At 74.8% G+C, this 19,950-nt stretch carries 14 protein-coding genes and 2 pseudogenes; 6 read left to right on the top strand and 10 right to left on the bottom strand.

Features of this window, described 5'->3' with window-relative positions; genetic code table 11:
* The first annotated feature begins 84 nt into the window (after nucleotides 1–84).
* The 4 genes and pseudogenes from O7625_RS05275 (at nucleotide 85) to O7625_RS05260 (ending at nucleotide 6,775) form a co-directional block, all read left to right on the top strand.
* Nucleotides 85–882 (top strand): MBL fold metallo-hydrolase, encoded by a 798-nt coding sequence (locus O7625_RS05275; RefSeq protein WP_282344718.1) that lies wholly within the window; start codon nucleotides 85–87, stop codon nucleotides 880–882.
* Nucleotides 879–4,454: an adenylate/guanylate cyclase domain-containing protein gene (locus tag O7625_RS05270; RefSeq protein WP_282344716.1), complete on the top strand. Its 3,576-nt coding sequence runs from the start codon at nucleotides 879–881 to the stop codon at nucleotides 4,452–4,454. The genes O7625_RS05275 and O7625_RS05270 overlap by 4 nt, the downstream gene beginning before the upstream one ends.
* A gap of 179 nt (nucleotides 4,455–4,633) precedes the next feature.
* Nucleotides 4,634–5,032, top strand: a pseudogene (locus O7625_RS05265) (hypothetical protein); the annotation flags it as partial.
* Between the two features lie 174 nt (nucleotides 5,033–5,206).
* On the top strand, nucleotides 5,207–6,775 hold the full coding sequence (locus O7625_RS05260) for a serine/threonine-protein kinase (protein WP_282344711.1): 1,569 nt from the start codon (nucleotides 5,207–5,209) through the stop codon (nucleotides 6,773–6,775).
* On the opposite strand, the gene O7625_RS05255 is transcribed toward O7625_RS05260, so the two are convergent.
* A complete protein-coding gene (locus O7625_RS05255; RefSeq protein WP_282344709.1) occupies nucleotides 6,762–7,118 on the bottom strand; it encodes a hypothetical protein in 357 nt (118 codons plus the stop codon). The two genes, O7625_RS05260 and O7625_RS05255, sit on opposite strands and share 14 nt — an antisense overlap.
* A 178-nt stretch (nucleotides 7,119–7,296) precedes the next feature.
* Here O7625_RS05255 and O7625_RS05250 point away from each other — a divergent pair, with 178 nt between their 5' ends.
* Both O7625_RS05250 and O7625_RS05245 read left to right on the top strand, forming a co-directional pair.
* Nucleotides 7,297–8,238 carry a transporter substrate-binding domain-containing protein gene (locus tag O7625_RS05250; RefSeq protein WP_282344707.1) on the top strand — a complete coding sequence of 314 codons (942 nt, stop codon included), beginning with the start codon at nucleotides 7,297–7,299 and terminating at the stop codon, nucleotides 8,236–8,238.
* Nucleotides 8,235–9,275 carry a hypothetical protein gene (locus tag O7625_RS05245; RefSeq protein ID WP_282344706.1) on the top strand — a complete coding sequence of 347 codons (1,041 nt, stop codon included), beginning with the start codon at nucleotides 8,235–8,237 and terminating at the stop codon, nucleotides 9,273–9,275. Before O7625_RS05250 ends, O7625_RS05245 begins: the two co-directional genes overlap by 4 nt.
* A gap of 8 nt (nucleotides 9,276–9,283) precedes the next feature.
* Here O7625_RS05245 and O7625_RS05240 read toward each other — a convergent pair whose 3' ends face one another.
* From O7625_RS05240 to O7625_RS05200, 9 genes and pseudogenes are all read right to left on the bottom strand, one after another.
* Nucleotides 9,284–10,447 carry an acyl-CoA dehydrogenase gene (locus tag O7625_RS05240; RefSeq protein WP_282344704.1) on the bottom strand — a complete coding sequence of 388 codons (1,164 nt, stop codon included), beginning with the start codon at nucleotides 10,445–10,447 and terminating at the stop codon, nucleotides 9,284–9,286.
* Nucleotides 10,444–12,507, bottom strand: coding sequence for a biotin carboxylase N-terminal domain-containing protein (locus O7625_RS05235; RefSeq protein ID WP_282344702.1), 2,064 nt, complete (start codon nucleotides 12,505–12,507; stop codon nucleotides 10,444–10,446). Before O7625_RS05235 ends, O7625_RS05240 begins: the two co-directional genes overlap by 4 nt.
* Nucleotides 12,508–12,516: 9 nt before the next feature.
* Nucleotides 12,517–14,118: a carboxyl transferase domain-containing protein gene (locus tag O7625_RS05230; RefSeq protein ID WP_282344700.1), complete on the bottom strand. Its 1,602-nt coding sequence runs from the start codon at nucleotides 14,116–14,118 to the stop codon at nucleotides 12,517–12,519.
* A 58-nt stretch (nucleotides 14,119–14,176) separates the two neighbouring features.
* Nucleotides 14,177–15,373 carry an acyl-CoA dehydrogenase family protein gene (locus tag O7625_RS05225; protein ID WP_282344698.1) on the bottom strand — a complete coding sequence of 399 codons (1,197 nt, stop codon included), beginning with the start codon at nucleotides 15,371–15,373 and terminating at the stop codon, nucleotides 14,177–14,179.
* Nucleotides 15,370–17,091 (bottom strand): acyclic terpene utilization AtuA family protein, encoded by a 1,722-nt coding sequence (locus tag O7625_RS05220; RefSeq protein ID WP_282344696.1) that lies wholly within the window; start codon nucleotides 17,089–17,091, stop codon nucleotides 15,370–15,372. Before O7625_RS05220 ends, O7625_RS05225 begins: the two co-directional genes overlap by 4 nt.
* The gene (locus O7625_RS05215; protein WP_282344694.1) at nucleotides 17,088–17,285 is read right to left on the bottom strand and encodes a hypothetical protein; all 198 of its coding nucleotides are present in this window, start codon (nucleotides 17,283–17,285) and stop codon (nucleotides 17,088–17,090) included. Before O7625_RS05215 ends, O7625_RS05220 begins: the two co-directional genes overlap by 4 nt.
* A 229-nt stretch (nucleotides 17,286–17,514) precedes the next feature.
* A pseudogene (locus O7625_RS05210) lies at nucleotides 17,515–18,078 on the bottom strand (TetR/AcrR family transcriptional regulator); the annotation flags it as partial.
* 166 nt (nucleotides 18,079–18,244) lie between these two features.
* A complete protein-coding gene (locus tag O7625_RS05205) occupies nucleotides 18,245–18,988 on the bottom strand; it encodes a metallophosphoesterase family protein (protein WP_282344692.1) in 744 nt (247 codons plus the stop codon).
* Between the two features lie 178 nt (nucleotides 18,989–19,166).
* Nucleotides 19,167–19,844 (bottom strand): Crp/Fnr family transcriptional regulator, encoded by a 678-nt coding sequence (locus tag O7625_RS05200; protein WP_067306583.1) that lies wholly within the window; start codon nucleotides 19,842–19,844, stop codon nucleotides 19,167–19,169.
* Nucleotides 19,845–19,950: the final 106 nt, after the last annotated feature.

Here is a 19,950-nt window from a genome sequence, read left to right as displayed (position 1 = left end):
GGAAAGCCGCGAACAACCACGAACCGGATGCACCGACTCGGCAAGATCGCGGGGAGTGGCGGGCGGGGTCGTACGATCGCAGCCATGACCGGGCATGTGACGGCACCGCCGGCCGGGCTGGCCGACCGGCTGCCGGACTGGGTGACGTTGCTGCGTGCCCCCAACCCTGGGCCGATGACCCTGGAGGGGACCAACACCTGGCTGCTGCGCGCCCCCGGCGCGGAGCACGCCGTCGTCGTCGACCCGGGGCCGGCGGACGAGGCGCACCTGGCCGCCGTCGCGGCGTGCGGGCCGGTCGGGCTGGTGCTGATCACCCACGGGCACCCGGACCACACCGAGGGCGCCCCCCGGCTGAGCGAACTGCTCGGCGGGGCACCGGTACGCGCCGCCGACCCGGCGCACGCCATCGGCGGTGCGCCGCTGACCGGGGCGGCACCGCTCGACGCGTCCGGCCTGACGGTCGACCTGGTGCCGACCCCCGGGCACACCGCCGACTCGCTCTGCTTCCTGGTGTCGTACGGCACCGAGCGGGTGGTGCTGACCGGGGACACCATCCTCGGCCGGGGCACCACCGTCGTCGCCCACCCCGACGGCAACCTCGGCGACTACCTGGCCAGCCTGGAGCGGCTCGGGGCGTACCGGGGGATCGCGGCGCTGCCCGGGCACGGCCCGGCGCTGGCCGACTGCGGTGCGGCGGCCGACTTCTACCTGGCCCACCGCCGGGCCCGGCTCGACCAGGTGCGGGCCGCCGTCGCCGCGGGCGCCCGCACCGCGCCCGAGGTGGTGGCGACGGTCTACGCGGACGTCGACCGGTCGCTGTGGTGGGCCGCCGAGTGGTCGGTCCGCGCCCAACTGGAGTACCTGGGAGTGGAGCAGCCGTGACCTGCCCGGTGTGCGGCACGCTCGCCGTCCCCGGCGCGCGGTTCTGCCACAACTGCGGGGCGGCGTTGCCGGCCGCCGCCACCCTGCCGACCGCCGAGCGTCGGGTGGTCACCGTGCTCTTCGGTGACCTGTCCGAGTTCACCTCGTGGTCGGAGGACCTCGACCCGGAGCGGGTCGGCGCGGTCACCGACCGGGTGCTCGCCGCGCTCGCCGGTGCGGTCAAGACGTTCGGCGGGCACGTGGACAAGCTCACCGGCGACGGGATCATGGCGGTCTTCGGTGCCCCGGTGGCCCACGAGGACGACGCCGAGCGGGCCGTCCGGGCCGCCCTGTCGATGCAGCGGGCGGTCCGCCGGGTGCTCGACGACGAGCGCGGCGGCGGGGCGCCGCTCGGCCTGCGGGTCGGGCTGAACACCGGGGACGTGATCGCCGGCATCCAGGCCGCCATCGAGTACACGGTCATCGGGGACACCGTGAACACCGCCGCCCGGCTGGCCGACGCCGCCGCCGTCGGCGCGATCTACGCCGGTGCCCGGACCTCCTCGGCCACCCGGCACGTCGCCTCCTGGCGGGTGCTGCGCCCGCTGCGGCTCAAGGGCAAGCGCGAGCCGGTCGAGGCGTACGAGCTGCTGGGTCTGCTGGACGCCCCGGGCACCCGGTCGGGGCTCGGTGACGAGGCGCCCTTCGTCGGGCGGGAGACCGAGATCGGCCGGGTCGCCGGCCGGCTCGCCGAGGTGATCGACCGGGGCGAGCCCCGGGTGCTGCTGATGACCGCCGAGGCGGGGATCGGCAAGTCCCGGTTCGCCGCCGAGGTGGAGCGCCTCGCCGCCGGCTACGACGTCGGCGCGGGCCGGTACGCCGCCCACAGCGGCGCGCGGGTGCTCTCGGTCCGCTGTGCGGCCTTCGGCGAGCGACGTCGGCTGGCGCCCCTGGCCGACCTGGTCCGGGCCGCCGTCGGCCTGCCCAACGACACCTCCACCGCGCTCACCCGGCCGGCCGTGGAGGAGCGGCTGCGCCGGCTCGGCCAGCGCCTCGGCCGGCTGACCGCCGACGCACCGCCGATCGGCGCCGACCAGCTGCTGGCCCTGCTCGGCTACGCCGAACTGCCCGCCGGCAGCCCGGGTGAACAGGGCGGATGGGGGGCCACCCCGCCGGCCGCCGACGCCGAGGCGGTGCCGGTGGCGGTGGCCGGGCTGCTCAGTGCCCTGGCCGCCGAGGCGCCGCTGGTGATCGTCGTCGACGACCTGCACGACGCCACCGCCGAGACCATCGACGCGCTCGGGGCCACCCTGTCCCGGCTCACCGGGCCGGTGCTGGTGATGCTGCTGGGCCGCCCCGAGCTGGTCCGGACCGCGGGGGCGTTGACCTGGATCGCCGACGCCGAGGTGCAGCCGCTGCCGCCGCTGCGCGGTGCGGACGCCTCCCGCCTGCTCACCAGCTACCTCAACGGCGGCCGGCTGCCCCAGGCCGACGCCGACCGGTTGCTCGCCACCGCCCAGGGCAACGCCTTCTACCTGGCCGAACTGGTCACCCTGCTGCGGGAGCGGGGAGCGCTGACCGCCGGCCCGGACGGCGGCTGGCGGCTGGTGCCCGGCTCGCTGGGCAGCCGGCTGCTCTCCCGCGACCTCGCCGCCGTACTGGCCGCCCGGATCGACGCCCTCCCGCCGGAGGCCCGGTCGGCGCTGCGGGATGCCGCCGTGGTCGGTGACGTGGTGCCGGCCGGCGCGTTGGAGGCGTTGCGCGAGCAACGGGCCGGGCGGGACGGCCGGCCCGCCGCGGTGGCCGCGGTCGAGCTGGAACGGGCCGTGGAGGAGCTGCTGCAACGCCGGATGCTGCACCGCACCCGCAGCGGCTTCGCGTTCGCCACCCCGCTGATGCGGGAGGCCGCCTACACCGGGGTGAGCAAGGCGGAGCTGGCCGAACGGCACGCCGCGCTGGCCCGCTGGGCCACCGGAGCGCCCGGTTCGTCGGTCGCCCCGCCGGGCGGGTTCACCGACGCGGCCCGGGACGACTTCGTGGCCGAGCAGGTCGAGCGGGCCGTCGCCCTCGCCGACGCGGTGAAGCTCCGCCCGGATTCGCCGGCCCGCACGGTCGCCCCGCTGGGGGTGGCCGCGCTGGGCCGGGCCGCCCGCCGGTCCCTCCAGGTCGGTGAGCCGGCGTTGGCCGTCGAGTACGCCGAACGCGCCGCCGAGCTGGCCCGCGAGGGGATGCCCCCGGCCGACCGGGTGGCGCACGCCCGCGCCCTGCTCCAGGTCGGCCGGGCCGGTGACGCGCTCGCCTTCGCCGAGAAGATCGCCGCCAACGCCGGTGACGACGCCGGCACCCGGGCCAGTGCCCTGCTGCTCGCCGGCCAGGCCCACCAGACCCTGGGCGACCAGGGCCGGGCGGTGGCCTGCTGGCAGGAGGCGTTGCAGGTGGCCACCGCCGGTGAGGTGACCAACCTGCGCGCCTCGGCGATGCGCCGGCTGGGGATGGCCGACTTCGTCGCCGGCCGGCTCGGGCAGGCCAGCAGCCGGCTCGCCGCCTCCTACCAGATCAGCCTGGCCGCGAAGGACCTGCGCGGGCAGGCCTGGGCGTTGCAGAACCTCGCCTGGGTCACCACCACCCGGGGTGACTTCGCCGGCACCGACGCGGTGCTCGGTCGGGCCGCCCGGCTCTTTGCCGAGTTGAAGGACCCGTACGGGCGGGCCTGGCTGCGCGGCACCACGGCCTTCGCCCGGCTGTTGGCCGGGCGGCTCGGGGAGGCCTGCCGGCTGGCCGGGATCTTCCTGCCGTTCGGGGAACGGGTCGGCGAGGCGTGGGCGGTGGGCACGTTGCGCGCGGTCGAGGCGTTCGCCGGGGCCGAGCTGGGCGAGGTGGCCGAGGCGGACCGGGCGGCCCGCCGGGCGTACCGGGACTTCGCGGCGGTCTCCGACGACTGGGGGCGTGGGTTCGCCCTGGTCGTCCGGGGGGTGGTGGCGCGCGGGCTGGGCGAGCCGGAGCACGCCGCCGACCTGTTCACCGACGCCCTGGCGTACGCCGGCCGGACCTCGCACCCGCTGCTCACCGGGATGGCCGGCACGCTGCGGGGCTTCGTGGCGTTGGACATGGGCGACTGCGAGACCGCCGAGCGGGACGCCCGCGCGGTGCTGACCGCCGTCGAACCGCACAACCCGCAGGCTCCGGCGCAGGCCGCGCCCCGGGTGCTGCTGGCCACCGCCCGGCTCGCCGCCGGGGATCCGGCCACCGCGGTCGGGTTGCTCGCCCCGGTGGCGACGACCGCCGCGAAGACGGCGACGCTGCTCTTCTCCCGCCGGCAGACGTTGGCCCGCTACGCGTCCGCGCTGCTCGCCCACGGTCAGTCGGAGCAGGCGTTGGACTGGGCGCGGCGGGCGGTCGCCGCCCCGGCGGAGGACGTCCGCAGTCAGGTGATCGGGGCGTGCGTGCTGGCCGAGGCGCTGGCGGTCGCCGGTCGTCCGGTCGAGGCGCTGGCCAGCGCGCAGGAGGCGGTGCGGCTGGCCTACGCGACCGAGCAGCGCAGTGAACGGGCCAGTGCCGACGCCCTGCGGGACCGGCTGGCCGCCGGGGTCTGACCGTGGTCGGGGCGGCCGTCGGGTGGGCGCGGGCCGGTGCGGGCAGGTCGGGGCGGTCGGTCGGGGCCGGAGGGCAGGTCTGTCGGTTCCGGTGATGTGCCCGTCGGTGGGGACGGTTAGCGTGTCACTTCACGCGACCGCCCCTCGGTGCCGGTCGTGCCGTCGGGGTGGGGGGACAGATGAGGTTGCCGCGTTCGGGTGCCGGCTGGACGATCGCGGTCTTCGGGGTGCTGGCGGTGCTGCTCGGCGCGCTCGGCCTGGTGTGGCCGGAGGCGCAGCTCAGGATGCTCGGCTTCGCGGTGCCGCAGACCCGGGCGGCCGGCGACTACACCGGCACGTTCCTCACCGCGTCCTCGATGGCCTCGTTCAACATGGGGGTCTACTACCTGCTCGCGGTGGCGACCGAGTGGCGGGCGTTCTACCGGTTCACGGTGGTCTTCCGGTTGGTCACCTTCACCGTCTTCACGTTGACCGTGCTGGCCGACGTGGCGCCGGACCGGTTCATCGGGGTGGCGCTCTGGGAGGGGGCGGGCGCGCTGGCGACCGCGCTCGGCCTGCGGTGGGACGCCCGTCGATCGGTGACCGTCGTCGCCGATGGGCACGGTAGCGCTCCCACCTCTCCGGCGGGGTCGACGAAAGGCCAGGTCAGCGACGTTTCCGAGGATGCGGAGATCGGGTCGGCCGCTGCCGGCCCGGCCGCTCCCGCCGGTACGGACCGCTGAGCGGCCCGGCGGAACAGGTATTTTCGAGCCGTGACCGAGACCCCGCCCGGCGCCGCCAGGCTGCCCATTGTGCCCGGTCTGACCGACTTGCAGGTCTTTGCCCGTGGCGGGTACGCCACCGTCTACCGGGCCACCCAGATCTCCGTGGGTCGGGAGGTCGCCGTCAAGGTGGAGAACCGCACCCTGGACAACGAGCGTGACCAGGCCCGGTTCCTGCGGGAGGCACGGGCGGCCGGTCGGATGTCGTCGCACCCGCACGTGGTGGACCTCTTCGACGTCGGGGTGACCGTCGACCGGCACCCGTACCTGATCATGGAACTCTGCGACGGGTCGTACGCCGAACGGATGCGGACCTCGCCGCTCGACGCCTCCGAGACCCGCGACCTCGGCATCAAGATCGCGGATGCGTTGGCCCACTCGCACGCGGCCGGGGTGCTGCACCGCGACGTCAAGCCGGCCAACATCCTCCACTCGCACTTCAACTCGGCGGTGCTGGCCGACTTCGGGCTGGCGGTGCTGGCCGAGGCGCGGGACGCCTCGGTCACCCTGGAGGTGCTCACCCCGGCCTACGCGCCGCCGGAGATGTTCAACCACAGCCCGCCGTCGCCGGCCGTCGACGTGTACGCCCTCTGCGCCACCCTCTACGCGGTGATGACCGGCCGCCCCCCGCGCTGGCAGACCGAGCGCAACCCGAGCCTGGTCACCGTGCTGGAGATGTTCCACCAGCCGATCCCCGACCTGCCCGGGGTGTCGAACGAACTCGTCGACGTGCTCCGCGCCGGGATGTCCAACGACCCCGACGCCCGCCCCTCCGCGCTCGAACTGCGCGACCTGCTCACCGCGCTGCCCCTCGACCCGGCCCCCGCCCCGGTCAGCGGTGCGCCGGTCTCCGGCGGGCCGTCGGGCGGCGGTGGGCCGTACTCCCCCGGGTGGACCACCGGCCATCCCGGATGGACCACCGGCCAACCCGGGCGGACGACCGGCCAGCCCGCACCGCGCCCACCCGCCCAGGACGACCAGCCGACGGTGGCGCACGGCGAACGTCGGCGGCGGCGCTGGTTCTTCGGCGGGGCCGGGGTGCTCGCGCTGGCCGCCTCGGCGAGCGCCGGGGCCTGGGTCGCCGGTGGTGCGCCGCCGGTGGCCGGGCCCACCGCCTCCCCGACGACGGTCGGCTCGTCCAGCCCGGCCGCCCGCTGGGGAACCCTGCCCGGCTGCGCGGCCGACGGCACGGCCGCGACCCTGCCGCCGGGTGCCCGGTGCGCCCCGGTGCTGGAGTGTTTCGGCCCGGTGCGGCTGCGTGCCGACCGGGCGGAGGCTCCGCAGCTGTCCTGCGAGGGGCGGCACACCTGGGAGACGTACGTCGAGGGGCAGCTACCGGCCGCGCTGGCCGGAGCCGGGCACGCCGTGATCAGCGCCGACCCGACGGTCCGGGCGGTGTGCAACGCGCGGACGTTTCGGCTGACCAGCGGGATCGACTACACCAACGGCTGGCGGCTGGAGGTGTTGCCGCCCGCCGAGCAGGATCTCGACCGGACCTACCGCTGCCTCGCCGGGCGGGGGGTGGACGCGCTGGTCGCACCGACCCTCACTGGTCGCTGACCTCGCGCACCGACACTGACTGGTCGCTGACCTCGCGCATCCGATTCAGCCGGCTGAGCACCGCGGCGGTGTCGAGCGCGTCCAGGGTGTCCGCGTCGAGGAACGAACCCGCCGCCAGTTGACCGGGGACGGGCACGGCGACCGGTGCCTCCCCGGGGTTGCGCTCGCGCAGCGCGGCCAGCGCGGTGCCGGTCACTGTCGCGAACACGACACCGAGCAGGGCCAGCCCCACCGTCAGGATGCCGGCCGGATGCCGGAAGGCCAGCACCACCAGCACCACACCGGTCGCCAGCGCGCCGACCGTCGCCACGGTCCGCGCGCCCGGTCTCAGGATTCGCCTCACCCGACAAGCATGGCCCGGATGGGCGCGCTGTCAATCCGTACGGCTCGGTGTGGTTGACCGTTCTGCTGACAGTGACGCCGTCGGGGTGGCGACACCGGCCGGCCGGGCGGCGGGGCGGGGATGGATACGAGCGGCTACTCTCGGTGTCCCCCAGGCTGTCCGTCAGCGAGGTGCGCCGATGAACGACACGTCCGCCCGCCACCGGGTCCGATCGGTCGCCACCACCCTGGCGGTGGCGCTGACCCTCACCCTGGCCGCCGCCGCGGGCTGCGACAACCGCCGCGAGCCGTCCCTGCCCTCGGTGCGCGACAAGCTGCGGGAGTCGCACATCGACGGTCAGTCGAAGATCAAGATCGGGGTGGCCACCACCGAGCCGCTGATGGGCGAGCTGCGCAACGGCGCACACGTCGGCTTCGACGTGGAGATCGCCCGCTACGTCGCCTCCTACCTCGGCTACGAGGGCGACCAGCGCATCGAGTGGGTCTCGGTGACCACCGAGGACCGGATCCCCGCCCTCCAGGGTGGCGTGGTCGACCTGGTGGTCTCCAGCTTCTCGATCACCGAGGAGCGGGAGAAGCTGGTCAGCTTCGCCGGGCCGTACTTCGTCACCACCCAGGAGGTGATGGTGCCGACCCGGCTCAAGGACAAGATCCGCACCATCGAGGACCTCCGTGAGCCGGCGTACAAGGTCTGCACCAGCGGTGGCTCCACCACCGAGGCCGAGCTGGCCAAGCACGACGTGAAAGCCCTGGTGGTCAAGGAGGTCGGCGACTGCGTCAAGGGCATCCGGGAGGGCCGCTACGACGCGGTCAGCTCCGACGAGACGATCCTCGCCGGTTTCCTCTCCCTCTACCCGACCGAGTTCGAGATCGTCGACATGCCCTTCGGCACCAGTGAACTGCTCGGCATCGGCGTGCCGATCGGTGACCCCGCCCTGCGCGACCTGGTGGCCTTCGCCCTCCAGAAGAGCTACCTGCAGGGGCGCAGCGGGATCAGCAGCCCGTGGCTCACCGCCTACAACCGGACCCTGGGCCCGTGGCTGAAGGCGGAGAAGGCCCAGCCGCAGCCGCTCAAGGTGCCGGAGCTGGTCGACTTCGACGACAAGGCGCCGACCCGGTGACCGCCCCGGCCGTACCGCAGGAGCTGGGTGGCACCACCGTCGCGGTGCGTGACGGCTGGGATCCGGCGGTGGAGCGGCGGGCGCGGGCCAGCCAGTCGTTCTGGACGGCGGTGGTGGGGGTGCCCGCCATCTTCTCCGTGCTGCGCCTCGGCGTCGAGGCGGGCGGTGAACTCCAGACCACGCTGCTGCTGGTGGCGAACGTCGGGCCGGTGAACCTGCTGGCCGGCTTCCTCACCACCGCCGCCCGGCTGCTCTCCACCGGCCTGGTCGCGGTCTTCGCACTCGGCGCGGTGCTGCGGGTCAGCGTCGAACGGATGCCGCCCACCGTGCGTCGCCCGCTCTTCGTCCGCTGGGCGGACCTCACCCCGGCCTGGTTCGTGCTGGCCAGCTTCCTCACCGCCCTGGTCACCTGGCAGCTGCTCTACCTGCCCCTGCTGCTGCCGGCGTTCGTGGCCGCCTTCCAGCTCACCCCGGCGCGACTGCACGAGCACCTGCTGCCCCGGGTGCTGATCGTGGTGGCGCTGCTCGCCGGCTACGGCTGGCTGCTCGCCCCCACCCTGGTCGACGCGTGGCAGCAACGGGAACTGCTCGCCCTGACGCTGCTCGTCATCCCGCCGCTGCTCGCGCTCACGGTGACCGGCCCGCTTCCCGGGGCGGTGATCCGGCCGCTCGCCTCGGTCACCGAGGCGGCGGTGCTGGCCATGCTGGTCTGGGCGGCGCTGCCGGTGATCACCACGCCGGTGCTGCCGCTCACCGTGACCACCGTGGAGTCGAGCCCCGGTGTCACCGAGGACGTCCGGGGGCACGTGGTCACCGTGGACGACGTCAACATGGTGCTGCTCCAGGAGCGGGGCGGCGTCCGCTACGTGCCGGTGGACGACGTCCGCGCCCAGGTGCTCTGCCCCAGCGAGGAGGAGCTGCCCCGGCACCGGCTGCGGATCCGGGACTACCACGTCGAGGACTCGCTGCTGGAGGGGCTGGGTCGGCGGGTGCGGCCGGTACACCGCACCGACGCGGCCTGCCGCGCGGTGAACTGACCCCCAGGTCAGTAGGACTTCTCCTGACCGAGTACGTGCTGGGCGACGAAGTTGAGGATCATCTCCCGGCTGACCGGGGCGATCCGACCGGCCCGCACCGCGCCGAGCAGCGTCGCCACGCCGTACTCGGTGGTCATGCCGGCCCCGCCGAGGGCCTGCACGGCGGTGTCCACGGCCAGCGCGGCGGCCTCCCCGGCGGCGTACTTGGCCATGTTGCCGGCGACCCCGGCCTCCAGGTCGCGGCCCGCGTCGTAGAGGGTGGCCGCCTTAGCGATCATGAGCCGGGCCAGCTCCACCTGCACCGCCGCGTGCGCCAACGGATGGGACACCCCCTGGTGCGCGCCGATGCTCCGGCCACCCCAGACCTTGCGGGTGGCGGTGTAGTCGGTGGCCCGCTCGATGGCGTACCGGCCGGTGCCGACACCCATCGCGGCGACCGTGATCCGCTCCGGGTTCAGCCCGGCGAACAGCGCCGGCAGGCCGGCGTCCAGCGACCCGCCGACCAGCGCGTCGGCGGGCAGCCGGACGTCGTCCAGGTAGAGCAGGAACTGGTTCTCCGGGGAGACGATCTCCATGTCCAGCCGGGACCGGGTCAACCCGGCCGCATCGGTCGGCACCAGGAACAGCGCCGGCTTCAGCTTCCCGGTCGCCGCGTCCTCGGTCCGGGCGACCACCAGCACGTACTGCGCCTCGTCCACGCCGGAGATGTAGCACTTGCGGCCGGAGAGCAGCCAGTCGTCGCCGTCGCGGCGGGCCACCGTGCCGAGCCGGTGGAAGTTCGACCCGGCGTCCGGCTCGGTGATCGCGAAGACCACCTTCAGCGAGCCGTCGGCGAACCCGGGCAGGAAGCGCTTGCGCTGCTCCTCGGTGCCGTGCCGGTTGATCACGGTGGCGGCGATGGCCGGCGACACCACCAGCAGCAGCAGCGGGCAGCCGGCGGCGGCCAGCTCCTCGCAGACGATGGCCAGCTCGGTCAGGCCGCCACCGCCGCCGCCGTACTCGGTGGGGACGTTGACGCCCAGGTAGCCGAGCCGACCGGCCTCGTCCCACAGCTCGGTGGTGTGCCCGCCGGATTTCGCCTTCTCGACGAAGTAGGAGTGGCCGTACCGGCGGCCCAGCGCGCGGACGGCATCCCGGAGCTGGTCCTGCTCCGGGGTGAGGTCGAAGTTCATCGGGGTGCCTCCTCGGGGTCGACCACGGCCAGCACCGCGCCGGTCTCGACCTGCCCACCGGCGGGCACCGGCAGGTCGGCGACCACGCCGTCGGTCGGGGCGAGCACGGGGTGTTCCAACTTCATCGCCTCCAGGGTCAGCAGCAGGTCACCGGCGGCGACCCGCTGACCGACCCCGACGTGCACCCGGGCCACCGTGCCGGGCAGCGGCGCGAGCAGCGACCCGACCGCCAGCGCCGCGCGGTGCAGCGGGAAGCGGGGCAGCGCGGTCAGCTCCGTCGCGCCGTCCGGGCCGTCCACGAAGACCACCGACCCCGCCCGGTGTACGCGGAACGCCTGCCGCACCCCGGCCACGTCGAGCAGCACCCGGTCCGGTGCGGCCGTCACCAGCGCCACCACCGGCCCCGGTCCCGTGGTGGACGGGTCGTCCGGTGCGGCACCCGTGCCGTCGGGGGACGTCCGGTCGGGCTCGGCGACGGTCCGGCCGGGCTCGGTGACCGTCGGGTCGGTGGACCAGTCGGCGAGCGCGCCGGAGCGGTCCAGCCGGTAGCGCACCTCGATCCCGTCCCCGGTCGTGGTGGCGTACCGGACGACCTGGGGGACGGCCGGCACGTTGCGCCAGCCCGACGGGAGGCCGGCGAGCACCCGGGCCTCGGCCCGTCGCGCGGCGGCCCCGGCCAGCGCGGCGGCCAGCGCGGCGACCGGGAGGCGGTCGGGCGGCAGCAGCGGCGCGAAGACCTCGGGGTGCGCGGCCAGGAAGCCGGTGTCGGCCTGCGCCGCGCCGAACTCGGGACTGCGCAGCACCCGGACCAGCAGGTCCCGGTTGGTGGCCACCCCGTGCAGCTCGGCGCGGGCCAGCGCCCCGGCGAGCAGCCGGGCCGCCTCCGCCCGGGTCGGCGCCCAGGCCACCAGCTTGGCCAGCATCGAGTCGTAGTGCACGCCCACCGTCGAACCGGTGCACACCCCCGAGTCGAGCCGCAGGCCCCGGGTCGGGGCGAACTCGCCGGCCACCCCGGGGACCGCGAACCGGTGCAGGGTGCCGGTGGCCGGGCGGAACCCCTGCGCCGGGTCCTCCGCGCAGAGCCGCACCTCGATGGCGTGACCGTCGGTGGGCGGGGTCGCCGGCACCGGCAGGGCGCCACCCTCGGCGACCAGCAGTTGCAGCCGTACCAGGTCCAGCCCGGTGACCGCCTCGGTGACCGGGTGCTCCACCTGGAGCCGGGTGTTCATCTCCAGGAAGAAGAACTCGCCCGTCGGGGCGAGCAGGAACTCCACCGTCCCCGCCCCGACGTAGCCGACCGCCCGCCCGGCGGCCACCGCCGCCGCGTGCAGCCGCTCCCGGACCCCGTCGGGCAGCACCGCCGGGGCCTCCTCGACGAGCTTCTGGTGCCGCCGCTGGATCGAGCAGTCCCGCTCACCGAGCGCCACGACCGTACCGGCGGTGTCGCCGAAGATCTGCACCTCGACGTGCCGGCCGCGCTCGACGTACCGCTCGACGAAGACCGTGCCGTCGCCGAACGCGGCGGCGGCCTCGCGGCGCGCGGACTCCACGGCCGCCAGCAGGTCGGCGGGGTCACGGACGACGCGCATCCCCCGCCCGCCGCCCCCGGCGGACGCCTTGACCAGCACCGGAAAGTCGGTGATCTCGTCGTCGTCGGTCCAGGAGGGCAGCATCGGCACCCCCGCCCCGGCCAGCAGTTCCTTCGCGGCGATCTTGTCGCCCATCGCCGCGATCGCCCCGGCGGGCGGGCCGACCCAGGTCAGGCCGGCGTCGACCACCGCCGCCGCGAACCCGGCATCCTCGGCGAGGAAGCCGTAGCCCGGGTGGACCGCGTCCGCGCCCGTGCGGCGGGCCGCGTCCAGGATCAGCTCGATCCGCAGGTACGTCTCGACCGGCGTGTTCCCCGGCAGGCGGACCGCCTCGTCGGCCTCGGCCACGTACGGCGCGTCCGCGTCGGCGTCGGAGTGCACGGCGACCGTCGCCACACCCAGCGCCCGGCAGGTGGCGAAGACCCGCCGGGCGATCTCCCCCCGGTTGGCCACCAGCAGTTTCCGAATCACCCGTGCCCCCTACATCCGGAAGACGCCGAAGCTGTCGGCGCCCTTCACCGGTGCGTTGTGGATCGCCGACAGGCAGAGCCCGAGGACGGTACGGGTGTCCCGCGGGTCGATCACCCCGTCGTCGTAGAGCCGGCCGGAGAGGAACAGCGCCCCGGACTGCGACTCGATCTGCTGCTCGACCATCATCCGCATCGCCGCGTCGGAGTCCTCGTCGTAGTCCCGGCCCCGGGCGGCGGCGGCCTGCCGGGCGACGATCGACAGCACCCCGGCCAACTGCGCCGGCCCCATCACCGCCGACTTCGCGTTCGGCCAGGTGAACAGGAACCTCGGCTCGTACGCCCGGCCGCACATGCCGTAGTTGCCGGCCCCGTACGAGGCGCCCAGGTTGACCGTCAGGTGCGGCACCGTCGAGTTCGCCACCGCGTTGATCATCAGGGCGCCGTGCTTGATGATGCCGCGCTGCTCGTACTCGGTGCCGACCATGTAGCCGGTGGTGTTCTGGAGGAAGACCAGCGGGGTGTCGGTGGCGTTGGCGAGCTGGATGAACTGGGCCGCCTTCTGCGCCTCCGCGCTGAACAGCACCCCCCGGGCGTTCGCCAGCACGCCGACCGGGTAGCCGTGCAGCTCGCCCCAGCCGGTGACCAGGGCGGTGCCGTACGCCGGCTTGAACTCGTCGAACTCGCTGCCGTCGAGCACCCGGGCCAGCACCTCACGCGGGTCGAACGGCACCTTCAGGTCGGCGCTGACGATGCCGAGCAGCTCCTCCGGGTCGTGTCTCGGCGGGCGGGGGGCCGGGTCGCGCGGCGGTGGACCCTGCTTGCGCCAGTTGAACCGGCGGACGCACCGCCGGGCCAGCCGGATGCCGTCCCGCTCGTCCTCGGCGAGGTGGTCGGCGAGGCCGGACGTGCCGGCGTGCATCGCCGCGCCGCCCAGCGACTCGTCGTCGGTGACCTCGCCGGTGGCCATCCGCACCAGCGGCGGCCCGGCGAGGTAGACCTGTGACCGGTCCCGGATCATGATCACGTGGTCGGACATCCCCGGCACGTACGCCCCACCGGCGGTGGCGTTGCCGAAGACCACGCTGACCGTGGGGATCCCGGCGGCGGAGAGCCGGGTCAGGTCGCGGAACACCCGGCCGCCCGGAATGAAGATCTCCGCCTGGGTGGGCAGGTCCGCACCGGCGCTCTCCACCAGGTTGACCATCGGCAGCCGGTTCGCCAGGGCGATCTCACCGGCCCGTCGGGTCTTCGCCAGCGACCACGGGTTCACCGCGCCGCCGCGTACCGTCGGATCGTTGGCGACGACCAGGCACTCCACGCCCTCGACCACGCCGATGCCGGTGACCACGCTCGCCCCGACCGGGAAGTCGGTGCCGTACCCGGCGACCGGCGACAACTCCAGGAACGGGCTGTCCCGGTCCAGCAGCAGCTCGATCCGCTCCCGAGGCAGTAGCTTGCCGCGCCCGTGGTGCCGGGCCACGTACTTCTCCCCGCCGCCGGCCCGGGCCTGGTCGAGCGCGGCGTCCAACTCGGCGAGACGTTCCCGCAGCGCGTCCCGGTTGGCCACGAAGGCCGGCGCGGCCGGATCGACCGCACTCTCCAGCGTCGTCACGGAATCCCCCCGTTCGTTCGCGACTGCGGGGCTCGCAAACCCGGCTCACTCCTCGCGCTCACAGGCCCAGACCTTTCGCGATGATCTCGTTCATGATCTCGGTGGTGCCGCCGCCGATGCCGAGGATCCGGGCGTCCCGGTAGTGCCGCTCGACCTCGGCGTCACGCAGGTAGCCGAACCCGCCGTGCAGTTGCAGCGCCTGGTCCACCACCTGGTCGCAGGCGGCCACCGCGACGTTCTTCGCCATCGCCACCTCGGTCACCACCGGCTCGCCGGCCGCCACCCGGGCTGCCACCTGGTGCACGTACGCGCGGGCCGCCTCGGCGCGGGTGTGCATCTCGGCCAGCCGGTGCCGGACCAGTTGCCGGCTGACCAGCGGACGGCCGAAGGTGGACCGGTCCCGGCACCAGCGGGTCGTAAGCTCCACGCAGCGCTGCGCGGTCGCGTACGCCTGGGTGGCCAGGGAGAGCCGCTCGGTGGCGAAGTTCTGCATGATCGCCAGGAAGCCGGTGTCCTCCTCGCCGATCCGGTTGGTCACCGGCACCCGGACGTCGACGAAGGACAGCTCGGCGGTGTCCGAGCAGTGCCAGCCGAGCTTGTCCAGCCTCCGGTCGACGGTGAACCCGGGGGTGCCCTTGTCGACCACCAGCAGGTGCAGCGATCCGCTGCCCGGGAAGTCACCGCAGACCGCCGTGGTGACGAAGTCGGCGCGTACCCCGCTGGTGACGTACGTCTTGGACCCGTTGACCAGGTAGTGGTCGCCGTCGCGGCGGGCGGTGGTGCGGATCGAGGCGACGTCGGAGCCGCCGTCCGGTTCGGTGATCGCCAGCGCGCCGATCAGCTCGCCCGCCAGCGTCGGCCGGACGTACCGGGTGACCAGGGGATCGTCGGCGGCGGACGGGCGGGCGGCGAGCCGGCCGCCGAGCGTCCCGCCGGTGCGCGCCCCGGCCGCCGCGACGATGTGCGGCAGCGCGATGCCGTGCGTGAACAGGGCGGCGACCAGCCCGGACGAGCCACCGGACCGGATGATCTCCTCGGTGACCACGATCGCGTCGAGCAGGTCGCCGCCGCTGCCGCCGACCGACTCGGGGAAGCCGACGCCGAGCAGGCCGATCTTCGCGGCGGTGGCGTGCAGCGCCCGGGGGACCTCGCCGGCCCGCTCCCAGTCGGCCAGGTGCGGCAGCACCTCCCGGGTCACGAAGGCCCGGGTCAGCTCCCGCAACTGCCGCCGCTCGGGCGTGTCCACGATGGTCACCGGTTCGCCTCCCCGGCTGTGGGCGGGCCGGGGGTGAGGGCGGCGGGCAGGTCGACGACGCGGGAACGGAGCAGTTCGCCGAGCGCCTTGGCCTGCGGGTCGAACCGGGTGGAGGCGGCCACCCCCTGCCCGAGCAGGCCCCGGATGACGAAGTTGACCGCCCGCAGGTTCGGCAGCTCGTACCGTTCGACGGTCGACGCGGCCGTCTCCGGCAGCAGTTCGGCCAGCCGGTCGACGGTCAGCCACTCCCGCAGCCACCCCCAGGTGGCGTCGCTGCGCGCCCAGACGCCGAGGTTGGCGTCGCCGCCCTTGTCGCCCGACCGCGCCCCGACCAGCTCGCCCAGCGGCCCCCGCCGGGTCGGCCCGACCGCCCGTGCCGGTGCCGCCCGCGTGGGCTGCGGCGGAGCCGGGGTGCGTTCTGTGGCCGGTGCCCCGGTGCGCGACGGCGGGGGGACCGGCAGCCGGGTGCCGTCCGGCAGGACTGCCACGTGGGGCACGTCGGCCTGCGGCACGGCGTCGGCGGTGAACACGCCGTAGGGGGTGGCGTCACCGGGCAGGGTGGTCAGCGTGCAGCCCGGGTAGGAGGCCAGGGCCAGCTCCACCGCCGCCGCCGAGAACGCCCGCCCGGCCCGCGCCCGGTCACCGTCGCGCAGGTGTACGTGCAGCAGCGCGCTCGCCGTCTCGGTGTCGGCCGCGTCGGGACGGTCGGTACGGGCCAGGGTGAACTCCAGCCCGTCCGCGCCGACCGCCGCCTCGACCTGCCCCCGCACCAGGGCGGCCTTGGCCGGGATGTCCAGCCCGCAGAGCACGAAGGTCATCGAGTTGCGGAAACCGCCCAGGTTGTTGACGCCCACCTTGAGGGTGGCCGGCGGCGGGGTGCCCCGCACCCCGTCCACCCGGACCCGGTCCGGTCCGTCCTGCCGCAGCCGTACCGTGTCCAGCCGGCTCACCACGTCCGGGCCGAGGTAGTCGGGGCCGGCCACCTCGTACAACAGTTGCGCGGTGACCGTTTCGACGGTGACCGCGCCGCCGGTGCCGGGGTGCTTGGTGAGCACCGACGAGCCGTCGGGACGGATCTCGGCGATCGGGAAACCGGGCCGGTGCCCGCCGTCGGGCAGCTCGGTGAAGAAGCTGAAGTTGCCGCCGGTGACCTGCGCCCCGCACTCGATCAGGTGCCCGGCGACGGTGGCTCCGGCCAGCCGGTCCAGGTCGTCGGGTCGCCAGCCGAACCGGGCGATGGCCGGCCCGACCGCCAGCGAGGCGTCGGTGACCCGCCCGGCGACCACCACGTCGGCTCCCGCGTCCAGGCAGGCGGCGATGCCGAACGCGCCGAGGTAGGCGTTGGCGGTGAGCGCGTCCGGCCGGGGCAGGGAGTCGCCCTCGACGTGGCCGACCCGGACGCTGAGGCCGAGCCGGTCGGCGAGCGCGCCGATCGCGGTGGCCAGCCCGGCGGGGTTCAGGCCGCCCGCGTTGGTGACGATCCGCACGCCCCGGTCCAGGGCGGTGCCGAGGCAGCCCTCGAGCTGGCGGAGGAAGGTCCTCGCGTAACCGAGGCCCGGGTCGCGCAGCCGGTCCCGACCGAGGATCAGCATGGTCAGCTCGGCCAGGTAGTCGCCGGTCAGCACGTCCAGCTCACCGCCGTCGAGCATCTCCCGCCAGGCGGTGAACCGGTCGCCGTAGAAGCCGGAGGCGTTGCCGACCCGCAGGACGCCGGTCATGCGGCGGCCCCCTCGCGGTCGGCGCGGCGGGCACCGGCGACGCGCGGCGGGGCCAGGAACCCGGCGGCTTCGTCCTCGACCAGTCGGCCCGGGGCGGTGGTCGAGCTGACCGGGGCGTGGAACGCGGCGACGAGCGTGTCGAGCTGCTCGGACTCGTCGGTCAGGTCGGCGAGCAGGGCGGTCGGGTCGACCATGGTGCCTCCGGGCGGGTGGGCCGATGAGCGCGGATCAGGTCGGGTCGGTGGAGCCGGTGCGGCCGGTTGGGCCAGCGTGGTTGTTCGGGTCGGCGTGGCCGGTCGGGCCGGTGCGGGTCGGGTCGGCGTGGCGGGCGGAAGCGGACGGGTCCGGTGGCCGGGGGTTTCCGGATCGCCGGTCAGCAGCTTCCGGGGTGAGCAGGGTGGCGAGCTGGCGCTTCCAGGTGTGTAGCAGGGCGGTGCGGCGGGCCGAGTCGTCGTTGAGCAGATTGGCCACGCCGAGCCCGCGGAGCAGGTCGAGGGTGGCCTGCACCGCCTCCCGGACCCCGGGTCGACGCTCGTCCACGTCGAGCAGCGCGACGGTGAGCCGGTGCATCTCCCGCCCCACCCGGGCCTCCAGCGGCACCAGCGCGTCGCGCAGCTCCGGGTCGGTCCGGGCGGCCACCCACAGCTCCAGCGCGGCTACGAAGAGCGGCCCGGTGAAGGCGACGCCGAGCAGGTCGACGACGCGGTCGAGTCGCTGCGGCCCGACCGGCAACGCCTCGGCCTCGACGCGCAGCTCCTCGGCCCGTCGCTCGGCGAGGTGGGCGACGGCGGCGGTCACCAGCGCCGCCTTGGTCGGGTAGTGGTGCAGCTGGGCGCCACGGGAGACCCCGGCGTGGGTGGCGATCACCGTGGTGGTGGTGCCCGACCAGCCGTAGCGCACCAGGCAGTCGACCGTCGCCTCCAACAGCCGGGCGCGGGTGGCGCGGCTGCGCTCCTGCTGGGGGACGCGGGTCGATGCGGGGGCCACCGGGACAGCGTGCCGCCGCCGAAACAAACAGTCAAGCCTGACTTTTTCTGCCCGGTGTCCCGTCCCGGCGGTCTGCCGGTGCCCGGCCCGGTGCTCTGCCCGGGGATCCGGCCCGCCGGCCCCTCCGGTTTGCCGGCCGCCGGCCGCCGGCCCGTCCGGTCGCCGGTCAGCGGCCGTCGCGGGGGGCGAAGGCGGTCAGCGCGTCGAGGTCACCGTGCCGGGAGCGCAGGTACTCGTCGGCCCAGGCGGCGGCCTCCGGATAGGCCGACCCGGTGGCGACCCGGGCGCACGCCGCGTCGACGTCGAACGTCGTCCGGCGCAGCTGCACCCCCGGGCCGAGCAACGCCCAGTACGCCCCCGGCCCGCCGTACGGCATGCCCACGCTGCCCGGATTGACCACCCGGCGGCGGTCGACCAGCCGGGTGAACGGCATGTGGGTGTGCCCGCAGACCACGGTGCGCACCTGCGCCGGCAGGCCGGCGAACACCTCCGCCCAGCGGGCCGGCCGGGAGTCGACCAGCACCACCTCCGCGTCGTCCCGGGGCGTGGCATGGCAGAAGAGCACCGGGCCGAGGCCGACGACGGGAAGGGTGAGCGTCAGCGGCAGTCCGGCCAGCAGGGCCACCTGGTCGGCGCGGAGCTGGTCCGCCGCCCAGTTCGACACGTCGTGCTCCGACGGTCGGCCGGCGCGGGCCTGGACCAGCTCCCGGTCGGCGTTGCCACGTACCCAGCGGACCCGGTCACCCAACCCGACCAGCACGTCCAGCACCTCGACCGGCTGCGGGCCGGCCGCCACGTCACCGGTCACCACGATCAGGTCGGCCGTGGCCACCTCCGGCTCGGCCAGCACCGCCTCCAGCGCGGGCAACGCACCGTGGACGTCGGAGAGCACCGCGACCCGTTCCAGCATCCGTCCACGGTCACCCGGCGGCAGCGCGTTGTCGAGACATTCTGCGCCGGGCAGACACCGGACCACGGCACCCGGCCGGTACGCGCACCGGCCCGGGACCGCCGGTCGCGGCGGCCTCGGGCCGGTGTTCACCTGGGTGCCCGGTCAGGCCCGGGCCGGTGCGTACGCGGGTGTCGGGTCAGACCCGGGCGCGGCGGGCGAGACGCTCCGGGTCGAGGATGATGATGCTCTTGCCGTCCAGTCGCAGCCAGCCACGGGAGGCGAAGTCGGCGAGCGCCTTGTTGACCGTCTCACGGGAGGCGCCGACGAGCTGGGCGATCTCCTCCTGGGTCAGGTCGTGGGTCACCCGCAGCACGCCACCGTCGCGGGTGCCGAACCGGCCGGCCATCTGGAGCAGGTTCTTGGCGACCCGGCCCGGCACGTCGGTGAAGATCAGGTCGGCCAGCGAGTCGTTCGTCCGGCGCAGCCTACGGGCCAGCACCCGGAGCAGTTGCTCGGCGATCTCGGGCCGGTTGTTGAGCCACGGGCGCAGGGCCTGCTTGCGCAGCCGTACCAGCCGGGTGTCGGTGACCGCGGTGGCGGTGGCCGTACGCGGACCGGGGTCGAAGAGCGACAGCTCGCCGACCATGTCCGACGGACCCATCACGGCGATCAGGTTCTGCCGGCCGTCGGCCGCCCGTCGCCCGACCTTGATCTTGCCTGACAGGAGGATGTAGAGACTGTCGCCGGGCTCGCCCTCGTTGAAGACGATCTCGCCCTTGCGGACGTCGATCGTCTCCATCTCCTTGGCGAGCGCCTCGGCAGCCTCCGGGTCGACACCCTGGAAGATCCCGCTGCGAGCCAGTACCTCATCCATCGCGCACCTCCGGTTGCGCGTTGCCGTCCCTCGGCCGGGTCCGCCGTCCGCTGATCCCTCGCGCGCCGCCAAGTCTAGGCGCATGTGAGGACGAATCAGAGCTGCA

It is taken from the genome of Micromonospora sp. WMMD714 (genome assembly GCF_029581315.1).
Classification (GTDB): Bacteria; Actinomycetota; Actinomycetes; order Mycobacteriales; family Micromonosporaceae; genus Micromonospora; species Micromonospora rifamycinica.
This window is presented reverse-complemented; position numbering and strand designations above follow the sequence as displayed.